Origin of the sequence: Paraburkholderia antibiotica, from assembly GCF_012927125.1 — a bacterium.
Lineage (GTDB): Bacteria > Pseudomonadota > Gammaproteobacteria > Burkholderiales > Burkholderiaceae > Paraburkholderia > Paraburkholderia antibiotica.
On record NZ_JABBFZ010000005.1, the window covers coordinates 80,098 to 94,496 of the forward strand.

At 60.9% G+C, this 14,399-nt stretch carries 13 protein-coding genes and 2 pseudogenes; 7 read left to right on the forward strand and 8 right to left on the reverse strand.

Features of this window, described 5'->3' with window-relative positions; translation table 11 throughout:
* Positions 1-45: 45 nt before the first annotated feature.
* Positions 46-261, forward strand: coding sequence for a hypothetical protein (locus HHL14_RS11325; protein WP_169497698.1), 216 nt, complete (start codon positions 46-48; stop codon positions 259-261).
* A 136-nt stretch (positions 262-397) separates the two neighbouring features.
* On the opposite strand, the gene HHL14_RS33565 is transcribed toward HHL14_RS11325, so the two are convergent.
* From HHL14_RS33565 to HHL14_RS11335, 3 genes are all read right to left on the reverse strand, one after another.
* Entirely contained in the window at positions 398-532 is a 135-nt protein-coding gene (locus HHL14_RS33565) for a hypothetical protein (RefSeq protein WP_268966605.1), read from the reverse strand.
* Positions 533-924: 392 nt separating this feature from the next.
* Positions 925-1,215, reverse strand: coding sequence for a DUF1272 domain-containing protein (locus HHL14_RS11330; protein WP_169497699.1), 291 nt, complete (start codon positions 1,213-1,215; stop codon positions 925-927).
* 114 nt (positions 1,216-1,329) lie between these two features.
* Positions 1,330-2,706, reverse strand: coding sequence for a GntT/GntP/DsdX family permease (locus HHL14_RS11335; RefSeq protein ID WP_169497700.1), 1,377 nt, complete (start codon positions 2,704-2,706; stop codon positions 1,330-1,332).
* A 256-nt stretch (positions 2,707-2,962) separates the two neighbouring features.
* Here HHL14_RS11335 and HHL14_RS11340 point away from each other — a divergent pair, with 256 nt between their 5' ends.
* A complete protein-coding gene (locus HHL14_RS11340) occupies positions 2,963-3,946 on the forward strand; it encodes a sulfonate ABC transporter substrate-binding protein (protein WP_169497701.1) in 984 nt (327 codons plus the stop codon).
* A gap of 59 nt (positions 3,947-4,005) precedes the next feature.
* On the opposite strand, the gene arsC is transcribed toward HHL14_RS11340, so the two are convergent.
* Positions 4,006-4,365 (reverse strand): arsenate reductase (glutaredoxin), encoded by a 360-nt coding sequence (arsC, locus tag HHL14_RS11345; RefSeq protein ID WP_169497702.1) that lies wholly within the window; start codon positions 4,363-4,365, stop codon positions 4,006-4,008.
* 779 nt (positions 4,366-5,144) lie between these two features.
* On the opposite strand from arsC, the gene parA reads away from it, so the two are divergent.
* The 3 genes and pseudogenes from parA to HHL14_RS11355 all read left to right on the forward strand — a co-directional run.
* On the forward strand, positions 5,145-5,807 hold the full coding sequence (gene parA, locus HHL14_RS11350) for a ParA family partition ATPase (RefSeq protein WP_075298521.1): 663 nt from the start codon (positions 5,145-5,147) through the stop codon (positions 5,805-5,807).
* 24 nt (positions 5,808-5,831) lie between these two features.
* Positions 5,832-5,945 (forward strand): annotated as a pseudogene (locus HHL14_RS33940) (ParB/RepB/Spo0J family partition protein); the annotation flags it as partial.
* 66 nt (positions 5,946-6,011) lie between these two features.
* A pseudogene (locus HHL14_RS11355) lies at positions 6,012-6,884 on the forward strand (ParB/RepB/Spo0J family partition protein); the annotation flags it as partial.
* Between the two features lie 133 nt (positions 6,885-7,017).
* Here HHL14_RS11355 and HHL14_RS11360 read toward each other — a convergent pair.
* Positions 7,018-8,364, reverse strand: a complete 1,347-nt coding sequence (locus HHL14_RS11360; RefSeq protein WP_169497704.1) for a replication initiation protein — start codon at positions 8,362-8,364, stop codon at positions 7,018-7,020.
* Positions 8,365-8,533: 169 nt separating this feature from the next.
* Between HHL14_RS11360 and HHL14_RS11365 the strand changes: the two genes are divergently transcribed.
* Both HHL14_RS11365 and HHL14_RS11370 read left to right on the forward strand, forming a co-directional pair.
* On the forward strand, positions 8,534-8,884 hold the full coding sequence (locus HHL14_RS11365; protein WP_169497705.1) for a hypothetical protein: 351 nt from the start codon (positions 8,534-8,536) through the stop codon (positions 8,882-8,884).
* 1,645 nt (positions 8,885-10,529) lie between these two features.
* Positions 10,530-11,753, forward strand: coding sequence for a DNA-binding protein (locus HHL14_RS11370; RefSeq protein ID WP_169497706.1), 1,224 nt, complete (start codon positions 10,530-10,532; stop codon positions 11,751-11,753).
* Positions 11,754-11,855: 102 nt separating this feature from the next.
* Here the strand turns inward: HHL14_RS11370 and HHL14_RS11375 are convergent, their stop codons facing one another.
* From HHL14_RS11375 to HHL14_RS11385, 3 genes are all read right to left on the reverse strand, one after another.
* The gene (locus tag HHL14_RS11375) at positions 11,856-12,938 is read right to left on the reverse strand and encodes a tyrosine-type recombinase/integrase (RefSeq protein ID WP_169497707.1); all 1,083 of its coding nucleotides are present in this window, start codon (positions 12,936-12,938) and stop codon (positions 11,856-11,858) included.
* 156 nt (positions 12,939-13,094) lie between these two features.
* Positions 13,095-13,505, reverse strand: coding sequence for a DUF2471 family protein (locus HHL14_RS11380; RefSeq protein WP_169497708.1), 411 nt, complete (start codon positions 13,503-13,505; stop codon positions 13,095-13,097).
* Positions 13,506-13,664: 159 nt separating this feature from the next.
* A complete protein-coding gene (locus tag HHL14_RS11385; protein WP_206002284.1) occupies positions 13,665-14,315 on the reverse strand; it encodes a helix-turn-helix domain-containing protein in 651 nt (216 codons plus the stop codon).
* Between the last annotated feature and the right edge of the window lie 84 nt (positions 14,316-14,399).

Below are 14,399 nucleotides of genomic sequence, written 5' to 3' on the forward strand. Positions count from 1 at the left end.
ACGATTTGAGGCAAATCTCCACAATCACCTCTGGAGGACTGGATCATGAGTCTCGATTACGCAGGAAAGTCCCACGACGAAGCCGTGGCCGCGCGCAAGAAGGCAAAGCAGCGAGCGCAGGAGCCGGCGGGCGGCGAAATGGCCGTCGACGGCGTCGAGGCCGATCGCACGCATAGCTGCGGCGAGTTGTCCGAGAAAGGCAAGCAGGTCTGGCGCACCGGGGCGGGGATCGACGGCGGCGGCAAAGCGCCGGACCGATAGAAAAGGGCTGTGGATAGCAGATGCAATTCGCATATTTACGCGCTCTCCACGGTCGTTTTGAATGCGAAAAACATGCGAAAAACGAAAAGGGCACTCCGTGGAGTGCCCTTTTGCTTGCTTCGGTATGCTTCGACGCTTAGTTGCCGAAGAACACGTTGCAGTACGACGCCGGGCCGTTGCAGGTCGAAGCCGGAGCGGCCGCGTGAGCCACGCCGGAAGCGGCTGCGAACAGCGCGACGGAAGCGATCAGAGCGGAGAAAATGCGTTTCATGGTGAGTCCTCGTTAGCGTGTGGTTCGCGATCGGATGCGATCGATGGCGTGAAGAATAACGAGGGACTTGATCGCCACAAACAGCGAAGACGAAAAGATATTTTTTCAATAATTGAAAAAATGAGAATTCGATGTGGATGGCAGATTCGTAGCAGAATGACGAGCGTTTATCTGCTGTTCGGAGGTTGCGCCGCGCGCCAGTTTGCCGGCTTTCGATATCATTTTTTGCAAAAATGGGCGCGTGCTGGTGCGTGGAGCAGTTGCGCAGGGTGGAGAGCGGTGAAGCAGCGCCGCGCCGCGGCTGCCTGACTTGATTGAGGCTGACTTGCGACGGGTTAATGGACGTTGATGACGCGATCAGGCCAGCCGCATGTTCGCCTTTTTTGCCCCGCTCAGCGCTCGCCGGGCGGCACGTCCCGATAGCGCTCAAAAAACCGCGCGTGCGACGCTTCATCGATGGAAACGGGATGGGCGTCGGTGTGCGCCGGATGTTTGGCAAGCTGCGCGCGCGTGCGAATCGGCCGATGCGCGAAGTTGCCACCGCAATTCGGGCAGATGTTGCGCAGGGTGGTCAGCGCGCAGACCTCGCAGAACGTGCATTCGTACGTGCAGATCATCGCGTCGGGCGCGTTCGGCGGCAGGGATTTGCCGCAGCCCTCGCAAGTCGGTCTCAATTCGAGCATGACGGTGACTCCGCTTTCGATGGACGCGAGGCGCACAGTGCGCCTCGCTCGTCTGGCGGTCAGTTTAAGTGGCGCCGGGAATCGGGAAAAGCGGGGCTTGCGGGTACGTCGCCGTCAGGTCAGCGCGCCCCACAACACGAGCGTCAATGCGAGTCCGACGACCGACACGATCGTCTGTAACACCGACCACACCAGCACCGTCTGCTTCAGTTGGAGTCCGAAGTATTCGCGGACCATCCAGAAGCCGGCGTCGTTCACGTGGCAGAAGAACACCGAGCCGGCGCCGATCGCCAGCGCCATCAGCGAATTGTGTGTCGTACTGAGACCGGCCACGACCGGCGCCACGATGCCCGCCGTCGTGGTGGTCGCAACCGTCGCCGAGCCGGTGGCCTGACGCAATGCAACGGCAATCAGCCACGCAAGCAGAATCAGCGGCATATGCGCGCCCACCGCGATCTTGCCGACCGTCGTGCTGATGCCCGCGACGACGAGCGTCTGCTTCAGGCCGCCGCCCGCACCGATCGTCAGCAACAGCGCCGCGATCGGCGGCAAACTTTTGCGCAGAATAGCGCCGACGCGCTCACGCGCCATCCCGCGCGACCAGCCCAGCGCAACCACCGCGAACAGCACCGTGAGGCCCAGCGCGACCAGCGGCTCGCCGAGAAAATTCAGCGTGTTGAACAGGAACGTTTCGGGCTGCAGCAGCAGTTTCGCGACCGTGCGGCCGAGCATCAGCACGACCGGCAACAGAATCGTGATCAGCGAAATCGCGAAGCCGGGCGGCTCGGCGCCGTTCTGCTCCGCGCTAAACAGCTTGCCCATTTCTTCGGGCTCGGCGACGTGCATGCGTTTGGACAACCAGATGCCATACAACGGCCCGGCGAGAATCACTGCGGGAATCGAGACGATCAGACCGAGGCCGAGCGTCAGCCCCAGATCGGCATGCAGCGCACTCACGGCGATCAGCGGTCCCGGATGCGGCGGCAACAACGCATGCAGCGTCGTCATGCCGGCGAGCGCGGGGATCGCGATACGCAGGATCGGCTGCTGCGAGCGGCGCGCCATCACGAAGATGATCGGTACCATCATCACGAGGCCGACTTCAAAAAATAGCGGCAAGCCGATGAGCAGCGCGACGACGGCCATCATCCACGGCAACGTGCGCGGAGTCGAGTGTTCGAGGATCGTCGACACGAGCCGGTCGGCCGCGCCCGATTCGGCCATCAGCGCACCGAGCATCGCACCGAGCGCGATGATGATGCCGACGTCGCCGAGCAGGGCGCCCGCACCTTTGCTGAAGGCGCTCGCGACGGCTTCGAGCGGCAGCCCGGCCGCGAACCCCGCGGCGAACGTGCCGACCAGAATCGACAGGAACGGGGTGAGCTTCAGCACGCTAATAAAGACGATGATCAGTGCGAGCCCAAGCACGCACGACAGGATCAGTTGAGTATCGTGGGCAGCCCACGGGGCGAGAGTCGTCGTTAAAGGCACGGTTTCATTTTTCCCATTTTTAGTCGCAATTGCCGGATGCCGCCGCCAGCGGCTGGCGCGGCACTCTTTCTTTATTTCGTCGGGCGATTGTAGCGGGCGGCGGTGAACCGGCGACGAACGAATCAGGAAACGACAATGCTTCGCTGGATTCGCATGATTTGCTTATGCGAATTTATCGGTTCGTCCAGGCGGACAGACGAATTATCGTCGGAGCCAATCGGGCCTTTAGCGTCCGTCATTTTTTACGAGCACTCTCATGTCCCGTCATCCGCTGCTTACCCGCCGCGCGTTTCTTGCCGGCGTCGGCGCTTCGTTGGCCGCCACCGCGTTGCCTACCATCACGACGACCGCATTTGCGGCCGATGCGCACGCGAAGGAACTTCGCATCGGCTACCAGAAAGCCGCGAGCACGCTGGTTCTGCTCAAGGCACACGGCACGCTCGAAAAACGGCTCGCACCGCTGGGCATCGCGGTCAAATGGACCGAGTTTCCGGCCGGCCCACAATTGCTCGAAGGACTGAACGTCGGCGCGATCGATTTCGGTTACGTCGGTGAAGCGCCGCCCGTGTTCGCTCAGGCCGCCGGCGCGAACTTCGTCTACACCGCGTATGAAATTCCGACGCCGCATGCCGAAGGCATCCTCGTGCATCCCGACACACCGATCAGGACGCTGGCCGATCTGAAGGGAAAGAAAATCGCGCTGAACAAAGGCTCGGACGTTCACTGGTTTCTGGTCGCCGCGCTGCAAAAGAACGGCGTGAAATACAACGAGATTCAACCCGTCTACCTGCCGCCCGCCGACGCGCGCGCGGCCTTCGAACGCGGCGCGGTCGACGCATGGGCAATCTGGGATCCGTTCCTCGAAGCCGCGAAGCGACAAACGAACGCGCGCCTGCTCGCGGATGCCGAAGGCATCGTGAGTCACCATCAGTTCTTTCTGAGTGCCCGACCATTCGCGCAACAGAACGGCGACGTACTCGCAATCGTAATCGACGAAGTCGGCAAGGAAGGGGAGTGGGTACGTGGTCATTACCGCGAGGCTGCCGCGCAGCTCGCGCCGATTCAGGGACTCGACGCGAGCGTGATCGAGCCGGGCTTGCGCCATTACGCGCATATCTACAAGCCCGTTGATGCGCAGGTGCTGGCGGAACAGCAGCGTATCGCGGATACGTTCAGTGAGCTGCGTTTGATCCCGACGAAAATCGTCACCCGGGATGCGGCGCTAGCGCTTAAGGCCTAGCGCTGCCGCGTGAGTCCCTATCCGTTCACGTGAATTGCGTTATTTCCGCCGTCGCGAGTTCAGGCGAAGAGTGCCGCGACGTTCTCCGGCGGTCGGCCAATCACCGCGCGCCCGTTTCTCACGATAATCGGACGCTGCAGCAGGATCGGATGTTTGGCCACCGCGTCATAGAGCTGGGCATCGGTAAGCGACGGATCGGCCAGGTTAAGCGTTTTGTATTCGGCTTCGGTGTCGCGGATCATGTCGCGAACCGGACAACCGAGCTGGGCGTTGAGCTTTTCGAGTTCGGCAACCGTGGGCGGCTGTTTCAGATATTCGACAACTTCCGTCGCTTCGTTTGCGGTGTTGTAGGTGCCCGAGACGAGTTCGCAGGCAGCACGTGATTTGGAGCAGCGGGGGTTGTGATAGATGGTGATCATTGCGGCTGATATCGCGTCGTGAAGGGGTTGTGTTGTGAAGGGGTGCCGGGGGGGATTTTAGCGGTTGAGCGGGTAGGGGATGATATTGGACGGCCCGGAGCGCCCGACGACGCCTTCCGAACACATGTCGGAGAGGCCGGTTTATGCGCATAAACCGGTGTTGGTCGGGAAGGGCGGGAGGCCTTGGGTACTGGCCCCGGTGTATGTCCTGGCAGCACCCGGTGCACCAGGCTTGCGACGATAGTCGCCCGAATCGTCGACCTTTGCGCGGAAGGGAAACGAGGGGAGGCTGGTTGCCACAAGACCCGCTCTTATCCCGAGCAAGACTGCCTCAAGCTGAGGCAACTCCCTTCCGCATCCCAAACCGGGCGGCTGACTTTATGCGCATAAACTCTTCCCGTCCATGTTCCGCTGCGGGCAGCGCGCTCATCCGTCAATCACGGGAAGACCGATCCTTGAAGATCGTCAGTGGCATCCAACTTCGGAAGCTCCCGCGTCTTTCCGCCTCATTTCACCCGGACAGCCCAAGGTAATAGCAAAGGCCATCAGATCACATTCACACGATGCTGATCCGGCTTCCTCGACGCCGCAGTACCAGACCCTCTCGCGCGTCCATCCGTTATCGCGCATCGCACCAGAGCTCTCCACGCCTCGATGTGATCTTTATGCGCATAAACCCTCAGCCAAACGGCTAATTCGTATCTCCTTTATACAAATTCGTTTGAAATACGAATTCGCCCAGGTAAAATCCATTTGCATCTAAAAAGAGGAGGTGGAATTTGGCGGCAGAAATCATCGCGGTAACACAGCAGAAAGGCGGGGTCGGGAAGAGCACTATCGCGATGCATCTCGGCGCTGCGTTTCACGAGAAAGGCAAACGCGTCCTGGTCGTCGACGCAGACGGTCAAAACACGTTGATCCACTGGGCCAGCGCTTCTTCCGACGGCGACGTCGGCATCCCATTTCCTGTCGTCAATCTCTCCGAAGCCGGTAGCCAGATCCATCGCGAGATCAAGAAATTCGTGGCCGACTACGACATCATCGTCGTCGACTGCCCGCCCTCCATCACCGAAAAAGTCTCCGGCGTCGTCCTGCTTGCGGCGAGTGTCGCCGTGATCCCGACGTCGTCGTCTCCCGCCGATTACTGGTCGAGCATCGGCCTCGTCAAACTGGTCCAGCAGGCCCAGGTAATGAACGAGGACCTGCGCGCCGTGTTCCTGCTCAACAAGACCGAAGAGAAACGGATGCTGACGCGCGAACTGAAGCGCGCGCTGGAAGAACTCGGCTTCCCGCTGCTCAAGACCCAGATCCCGACGCGCGAAGCCTATAAGCAGGCGATGGCGTTAGGGCAGACGGTACTGCAGATGAACGATCGCGGCGCGAAGCTCGCCGCACTCGAAGTACGGGCGTGCGCGAACGAGATCGCCGCCTTGCTCCCGTGAATTTATGCGCATAAAGGACCCTGAATGAAACCGTCCCAATTCGCCAAAGGCTTTCAAGCACGCCCCGATACGACCAGCAGCGAAAAGCGCACTGCGCTCGACCGTCTGAATGCCATCGATGGCCTGGTTCAGAACGAGCCGAAAACAACCCCGCCCGCCCGCGCGATTCCGGCCGTCATGCCGTCACGCCTGCAGGAAGCCGAGACGCCCGATTCGGCCAACGAGTCGGCGGCTTATCGCGCGTGGCGACGCGAGCACGGCTATCGCCCCGGCCAGGTAATCGAACTGGCGCTGAAGACCATCAAGCCCAGTCCGTTCAACCCGCGCTACTTCTATGTGAAGTCGTCGATTGCGGAGCTCGCGGTCAATCTGGCGAAGCAGGGGCAGCAGCAGGCCATTCACGTCATCCCCGACTACGACAATCCCGGCACCTACTTCGTCAGCGACGGCGGCCGACGCGTACGCGCGCTGAAGGAGGCGAACAAGGAGTCGGTGAAGGCGATCGTCATCGATCTGCCGATCGGCATCCAGAGCTACAAGCTCGGCTATGACTTGAACGTCCAGCGCGATTCGCAGACCGTCTTCGACAACGCGGTCGTGTGGCGACGCTTTCTCGACGAGCGGCATTTCCAGAGCCAGAAAGAGCTCGCCGAACATCTCGGTCTCGATGAATCGACCATCGCGGTCGCGCTGTCCATTGCCAAGCTGCCGGAAACGGTCATGCAGGAGATGGTCGCGCGTCCCGACCGCTTCGGTTCGAACATGGCGTATCAGGTGGGCCGCTATCACACGGCGCGCGGCGCGGATGCGACGCTGCGGCTGATCAACCGGATCCTGTCCGACGATCTGAGCACGCGGCAGGTTGCCGACATCGTCAAGGGCCGCGCAACCGCCCCGGAAAGCGCCAAACCGGCGGGACGGCAGCGCTACGCGCAGCGTCTGGAAATCAAGCTTGGCGGGGTTTCGGTCGGCGATCTCAAGTCGTATGGAGACGATCGGATCGAGTTGCGCCTGAAGGGTCTCACGCGCGAGAAGCGCGACGACATCCTGCGGCAGATTGAAAAGATGCTGAAGTAAAGCCGCTGAAGTAAAGCGGAAGGGGGCGGCAACGGAAGTGGATCGAAACGTACCGCCCCTGATCCACAAACCGCTCATGGCCGAAGCGGCCGAGCAGAAGACAGAAGAGAGGGGCACGCCCCTCAAACCCTCATCACGCCGCGCGCGACTGACTCAGCGTAAAGGCGAGCAGATCGCCATCGGTCGGTTCGCCCCAGGTCTTGTGCGCGAGCCAATCGAAGAACGCGGTTTCGACGATCTTCGACTCGAGCCCACGACGACGCCAGTCGTCGCGCATGTGCGAACCGAGTCCCGGCAGCTCTTCCTGCTCGAACGACTCCCGCGCGATATCCCGCTCCGACTCACCCTGCTCGTTGTACAGCTCATACGCCTGCTTGCGACGATAGGCCGAGTATTCGCCAAGCAGGCGAGCTTTCAGGTCATCTGCCGGTGCCGCGGCCTTGCCGGCGCTGCCCGTCGACGGCAACGCTTCGACCGGCGGCGCATAGCCTTTCTTCAACGCGTCCTTGAACAACGCCGGCGCGCTGCGCACCGGCGGCAGCGACGTGCTGCGCATGCGTTGCTCGGTCATCTGCAAGGCCGCGCGGATACGGTTTTCCTCGCTATCCGCGTAGAGCGTCTGCGCTTCCTTGAGCGGGATGCCGATCTTCACCATCCGGTCGACCAGCGTGCTGTCGAATACGTTCGGGTGCTCGTCGAGCGCGAGCATCGGCTGCTTGCGCTCGGTCACGCGAAACTGGATTTCGGCGACGCGGCGACCTTCGCGATGCTCGATCAGCTCGACGAAGATGTTCGTCACCGCGTTGACCTCGGCGATGGCCGGGCGCAGATAATCGCGCTTGAAATACTTGTACTCGCGCTTCGCTTCGTCGCCCGCCTCGGTGTCCGGCGTGCCCGACAGAATCGGGCGCCACCATTCCCACGTCTCGCGCATCGTCAGATGGCTCGGGTTGGTCAGATAGCGCACGCAGATTTCGTAGAGCGCGAGGCCCGCGCTACTGCGCAGCTGGCTCTGGAACTGCAGACTCAGACGCGCATACTGAACCGGGTCGAGCAGCTTCTTCTTGATCTTCGGCGCAAACGAAAACTCGACCCACACGCGACGCGTGGTCGGATCTTCGAGAATTTCCGCGTCGGCGATCAGCGTCGAAATACCCCATTTGCGGCCGGGCTTCTGGCTCGACGTGCCGCTGCTCCATTCGACCTGCACCGACACCATGCGGCGCAGGTGCTCCTTGACGAGCGCGGTGTCGTTGGAATCGAATGCGGAATTGGCGACGATGTCGGACAGCAACGCCCGATAGGTGTCGCCCGATTCGTCCGCCTGCTGGGCCACCGCGAGCAGCACGTTGAACAGCTTGCGCGTGAGCAGCGTGATCTTGCCGCTCTTGGGCTGGATTGCGATCGCCTCGACGGCTTTGCGCAATTCAGCCGAGCTCGGGCTGACAACATCGGTCTTTTTCGCGCGCTTCGTGGCCATGCGTCGGGGGGAGGAGGGGGATTTCGCGAGAGCATACCGGCTGTGGTGATACGCGTCTATAGCACCGGTCTCACCGTTGCCGGTGATGCGCGTTTACGAAGCACGACTCACCTCGAGCCTCTCCCGAAAAGCCTCACCTTAGCCGCCAGCCCCCAGGATTGGGCTCTCCTTGCAGGTCGCGGCATCTGCGAAGTCGATGCATTTTGCAGCGCGCGCGATCGGGGAGCACTTGATCCCGAATCTTCTCACCTTAAAAAATTTTGCGGCTTTTCCGGCGCTTCACGTAAACCGGGAAAGGAATTCGCAGCCTGATGACACGGCGATGGCGTCTGAGGCGAGTCGTGCCCGGTGCGACATGCTCTTCGCCATCACAACCCATCACAACGTATCGCCCAAGGCTTCGTTCATCGCTCGACGTGAAATCGGTCAGGTGCCGCGCAAGCGCCTCGATGGCACCGCGGTCGCCAATCACCTCAAGGGCAAATCTGCCCCGAGCATGACTGCACGGGAAGAGAGATAGCGGATCAACGAACACGTCTTCGCATATCTCTTCAACGTTTCCAACGGCCTGGAAGGCTTTTCAAACCACCGGAGGCGCTTTTGTCGACCCATTCTGCCTTCACCGTCAGTGCACCTAGGGCCTCGGTAAAGCGCGCGCCGTATACGGCTGCTCCTTCCGACCAACTCCACATCATTCCTCGCCTGCATCTGGCCAAACACGCGGCCTCAACCCGCTGCTAACAGGAAAATCGGACCGTCGGCTGAGCCTTCCCGCCTATATCTTCCCGAAAAATCTCACCTTCCCGCTACCGAACGATGCGGTTTGACGTCCGCTCCAGCCGCGCCAGTACCGACTTTCATCGAAACAATCTCCCGAAAAACCTCACCTCTGAGGTTTACCAGGCAAGACCACCGGCATCCCAATGAGGTCCCGAAAACTCTCACCTCAACGAGCGAAGACTTAAAAATTCAATAATTTCAACTACTTAATGAAAACGCCTGAGCCTTGACCAACGCTTCCACTCCCGAAAAACCTCACCTCAAACCATTTTTTGGCAGTGCAGCATGCCTCACCTCTCCCTTTCCCTATTCCTGAAAAGCCTCACCTTTGATCTCGACCGCCACGTAAACACCGGTATGACAGCCACCATCAGTCGGGCCTTTCCGGCCGATAAGGCTGATTTCGCTCCCGAATCTTCTCACCTTGCCGCATTTAGCCGCGTGCGGAGTCTCCTGAAAAGTCTCACCTTAAGAAGGAATCGCGAACCGAACCCATTCGCTAACCCAATCGGTCACTGGCATCCCGAATCCCATCACCCTTGCAGTTGCACCTCAGCCCGGCCGGCAAGCGTGCCATGCCATTCCCCCGGCGAAACGGGTCGACACTCCCGTAAAACCTCACCTCAACGTGCTGAATGCACAAAATTGCAGCAAAAATGACCTGACGACCCCGTAAAACCTCACCTTCATTTGCCGTTTTCTCCCGAGTTGGCTCACCCATGAGGTTAACCGGCCCAAAACGGACCGAAAAACCAGCGCTCGCGAGCCTCCCGAAAGCTCTCACCTTTGCTCAAGCCTTACCCGACAAGGGGTTGTCCGTGCTGCCGGGCGATCTGCGGTCTCACAGTCCCGCAAAACCTCACCTTTGCCAAAGGCCCACGTATACGGTGCTTCCTGAACCCGCTCACGTTCTGTCCCGGACCTACTCACCGAGCTCCCCGAACCCCATCACTCCAGCATCCCGCACAATCTCACCATCTCTCCCGCAAAGCTTCACCTTACCTCGCTGAAACGCCCGCCAGATAAGGCTTTGGTCAGTCGTTAACGTCTTTAACAAGGGTTCAAAGGTGTTTACTTTTATTACTCTCTAGCTTTCCCCCCGCGAGCCCGTGAGACACGGGTGATTCACACCCCTCGCCATCAGCCTAATGCTCGTGAAACAGTGCGCGATCGTCGGTAGACCAGATAAATCTCTTTCTTGACAAGGACTTATTGGCTATTCTTCGTTTTGTTTCACGGAAAAAACCTGCGCGCACGCGTTTACGATCATTCCTCGACCGTTAACACCGCTCTGTTTACGCCAATCCCATTGCTATGAATAAATCAGTAGCAAACGCTACGTAAATTGTTATGATCCATCCAATTCGAGCAACACCGAGGTAAACATGAATCTGGATCAGGAACGGCAAGCCATCCGTGACGAGCTTGAAGCGATGCGCTCGCAAGGTGTGCGTCGGCAGGATTTGTCGTTGCACGCCTGTAAACGGTTGTTTTTCGATCTGGGTGTTCGACCGTCGATGGCTGCTGTACGCGACCTCACGCAAACCGGCAGCGCAAGCGATATCCCAAAAGACATCGACCATTTCTGGGAACGCATTCGCAACGTGTCACGCGTTAAGGTCGGCGCCGGAGCAATACCCAAGGCACTCGAAGAACGCGCCGGCGAATTGCTCGGTGCGTTGTTTGAGGAAGCCATCGTCCAGGCCAAAGTGACGCTCGATAGCGAACGCGAAGAAATTCGCGCGCAGATAAGCGCTGCCGATCAGCGCGTACGGGACGCGGATATCCGTCGCGACGCGGCCGACGAAGCGATCAAACGCAGCGAAGCCCGTGCCGACGCCGCGTGGGAGCGGCTTCGCGCACTCGAAGCGGAATTACTGAACGCGACCACCCACGGCAATGTTCAGCTCGAGGGTTTACAGACGACGACCCGTCGCCTCGACCAGGAAAACGACGCGCTGCGTCAGCGTCTCGAAAATGAGCAGACCACCAATGCGGGCCTGCGTGACCGGATCGATGCATTGCACGTCGAGCTGCGGCAAAGCACCGAGCACTATGCACAGCAGATCAAGGATGCGGTTGCCGAAGCCGAGCGACGCGTGAAGCCGATGCTGGTCGAACTCGACTCACTGCGCAGCATGGCCGCGACCTATCAATCCGGTGTGCGCGACGCGAGCCGCAAGGAATTCGAGTTCATTCAGCAGATTGCCGCGGCCAAGACGCGCGCAGACCGGCTCGACGCGCAACTGCGCGAGCAGTCGGACGAAGTCGACGCTTTGACGAAAGAAGTCTCGACGCTGCGCACCCAGCAAGGCATCGACCCGGCGATCGCAAGCCTGTTGTGCTCGCTGGTCAGCGCCGGCCGGCTGAGCAACGAAGAACTGGACATGATCGGCACCGCCGCGGATGGCCACGTGACGTTGCCCACGCGCTGTCCGAAATGTGAGGAGGGAGAACCGGAACTCTCGCAGGTCGATAACCGTTTCGAACTGCTATGCCCGGAATGCGACCACTCATCGGGCCTCGGCGAATCGAGGCTGGCGGCGGTCAGCCGGTTTTTGTCGAACGACGACCCGAGCGCGCTGCCTACGCGCCTTTCGACCCAGTGAGATAACTGACGACGATTTCCCGCTGCCGGTTGAGTGTTGCGAATAAAACCGTCAAAGGTGAGGAAATTCGGGAGCCAGGAAGTGAGGATCAGGTGAGGATTTTCAGGACTCGCCGGCGCCCGATTTTCTCGTCAAACGCCCGTCGCGTCTGGGTGCGGCCAAAGACGGCGCTGCCGGATCCGGTGTGTGCGTCGACACGGCATCCTGCTGATCGATCCACGTTTGCCACGCGCGATACAGCCGGTTCGCCGACACCGCCTGCACGAACCCGAGCCATTGGCCGACCTGCTCGGCTTCTACTCCGCTCTCGAACAGATCCGCCGCAAACGTGTTGCGCAAGGTTTGCGGACTCGCACGCGATTGGCGCGACGCGGCAATGCCCGCCGCGTCCACCAGCGCATCGACCGCGCGCAGCATCGTGGCCTTGTGCATCGGACGCCCGGACGGCGACGCGGGAAACACCAGATTGCCGGCCAGTTCCGTGACGCGCCGTTCGGCCAGCCACGCGTCGAGAATCGCGCTCGCGAACGGCGCGAGCCGCGTGCGTCGCATCAACATGGGATTGGCCGACTCGATCGTGACCCACGGCGAGCCCGTATTCACGCAACTAACCGTAAGTGCTCCGGCTTCGCCCGTCTTCAGCCCACCTCCCAGAAACACGGCGATCAACGCGCGATCGCGCCGCTCCCGCCAGCGTTGCGCAGTCGATAACGCCGGCAACGGCGCGAACAACTGGGCCGTCAGTGCGGTGCGTTCGGCATGGGTGAGAAAACTGGTCGGTTCATTGTCACGTGCGTTGCGCCATGCTGCTTCGCCATCCTGAGCAATGAAGCGGGCCGGATTGGTCGAGGCCGATTCGATTTCGCGCACGTGATCGAGCACGCGTTCGATGAGCCTTAAATAGCGCATCCGCTGCGTTTTTCGGATCTCGAGACTGGCGACGAATTCGGCGATCGCGCCTGTGTCGACCGTGGCGAGACTCTGGTTTCGTGTGCCGAGCCAGTCGAGAAACTGGCCCCACTGCGCCTGGTAGACCAGCGCGGAAGAGCGCCGGAAGTGCTGCCTGGCGAGCCACGCGTCGAAGGCGATCTGCGGATCGCGGCGCCAGTCTTCGCGCTGTTGATCGAAGAGATCGGTCGATGGCGCGGGACGGGGAACGGGATCGGACAGATGGGGAGGAGACATCGGCATTTCTTCCGTTAGTTGCGCATTTTATTTTGCGTATTGTAGGTGCCAACCGGCGAAAAGCCGATCGGCAACGCAAAAAACACAACGCAGAAACCGCGGCACGACAAAGCATCCCGCTCGCGTCCGGCAGCCTTTTCAGTTCTTCCAGCCACTTCAACCACCCCACGCCCGCGCGCGCTTGAACAGTGCGTCCGCCGCCGGCGGCTGCGCCGCACGACGTTGCGCTTCCCGCGCGGCTTCCTCGTAGGCACTGACGGCAAAGGCAAAAACGGCCGGCAACGCATTGGACGTGCCGAAGTCCACGCCGTCGTCGGTCTCGGGGTAAGGCAGATCGGACGGCCGCTGGAACAGACCCAGCATGATCGCGTCGTGCCGGCTTGCGAAACCGAGGTCGGCCAGTGCCTCGGCTTCGATTGCGTGCAACAGCCGCCAGGTCAGCGGCACCTGCTGGACGATGTAGCGCGCGGCGATGCTGCGCACGATGTGTTCGAGATCGCGCGCGGCGTTCTGGTAGCGCCGCGCGGCAAGGGTTTGATCGGTAGGGACGGCTTTCAGGTTGTTCATTCTCGGCTCCAATCGACACCTGATACTGTACAAACATACAGTATCAGGCGCAACCTCGGCCAAACGGCATAGTCGGCGTAAAGCGCCTCCAGCGAGCCGTTAGTGCACGCTTAAACCCCCGCCTGGCGGGTGTTCCAGCGAGCGCCGCCCGACTCGCGGCTAACCGTGAATCACCACCAGCAGCGCTTTCGCCTCGCTCCTGCCCACGTTGCGAATCGCGTGCGGTTCGTCGGCGACATAGCGGGCGGTGTCGGCCAGCTTCAGCCGCTTCGTCGTGCCGGCCGCCTCGACCTCGATCGATCCGTGCAGCACGGTCAGATGCTCGCGCGTGCCCGGCTCGTGCGCGTTCGACACCAGCGCCCCGCCTGGCTGCAACGTCAGCTCGTACCACTCGAACTTGCCGGCCAGCTCGATCGGTCCCCATACGCGCAACTGGTATTTCGCGTCGTGACCGCTTAGCGTAGGAATATCGTGCGAGCCGGAAACGGCGATTGCCTCCGGCGCTTTCGGCGGTGCGAACAGCGAATCGAGGCTCACGCCGAGCGCGTTGGTCAGGCGCCACGCGACCGCGATCGTCGGATTGGCCTTGTCGCGCTCGATCTCGGATAGCATCGATTTCGACACGCCCGCCGCGCGCGACAGATCGTCGAGCGTCATGCGCCGCTCGGCACGCAGCCGCTGAATCTGCTCGCCGACCCGCGGCGGCGCCGTATGCGCAGGCGCGGTCGCAGGGGCGGAAGGAGGCGTCGACATCGACACCGACGTAGGCGCCCTGTCGGCCGCGGCGCGGCGTGTGCCCGAACTTGCCATTTTCTGACCCATCGTTTAGAGTTGTTCGATATACCGGATTTTAGTTCGAAAAAACGAAAATATCCGCTAAAGCTGACAGCCGAC

Excerpts from the sequence above, each read along its gene's own strand:
- HHL14_RS11325 (WP_169497698.1), top strand. The coding sequence starts at position 46 with ATGAGTCTCGATTACGCAGGAAAGTCCCACGACGAAGCCGTGGCCGCG.
- HHL14_RS33565 (WP_268966605.1), bottom strand. The coding sequence starts at position 532 with ATGAAACGCATTTTCTCCGCTCTGATCGCTTCCGTCGCGCTGTTCGCA.
- HHL14_RS11330 (WP_169497699.1), bottom strand. The coding sequence starts at position 1,215 with ATGCTCGAATTGAGACCGACTTGCGAGGGCTGCGGCAAATCCCTGCCG.
- HHL14_RS11340 (WP_169497701.1), top strand. The coding sequence starts at position 2,963 with ATGTCCCGTCATCCGCTGCTTACCCGCCGCGCGTTTCTTGCCGGCGTC.
- arsC (WP_169497702.1), bottom strand. The coding sequence starts at position 4,365 with ATGATCACCATCTATCACAACCCCCGCTGCTCCAAATCACGTGCTGCC.
- HHL14_RS11360 (WP_169497704.1), bottom strand. The coding sequence starts at position 8,364 with ATGGCCACGAAGCGCGCGAAAAAGACCGATGTTGTCAGCCCGAGCTCG.
- HHL14_RS11370 (WP_169497706.1), top strand. The coding sequence starts at position 10,530 with ATGAATCTGGATCAGGAACGGCAAGCCATCCGTGACGAGCTTGAAGCG.
- HHL14_RS11375 (WP_169497707.1), bottom strand. The coding sequence starts at position 12,938 with ATGTCTCCTCCCCATCTGTCCGATCCCGTTCCCCGTCCCGCGCCATCG.
- HHL14_RS11380 (WP_169497708.1), bottom strand. The coding sequence starts at position 13,505 with ATGAACAACCTGAAAGCCGTCCCTACCGATCAAACCCTTGCCGCGCGG.
- HHL14_RS11385 (WP_206002284.1), bottom strand. The coding sequence starts at position 14,315 with ATGGCAAGTTCGGGCACACGCCGCGCCGCGGCCGACAGGGCGCCTACG.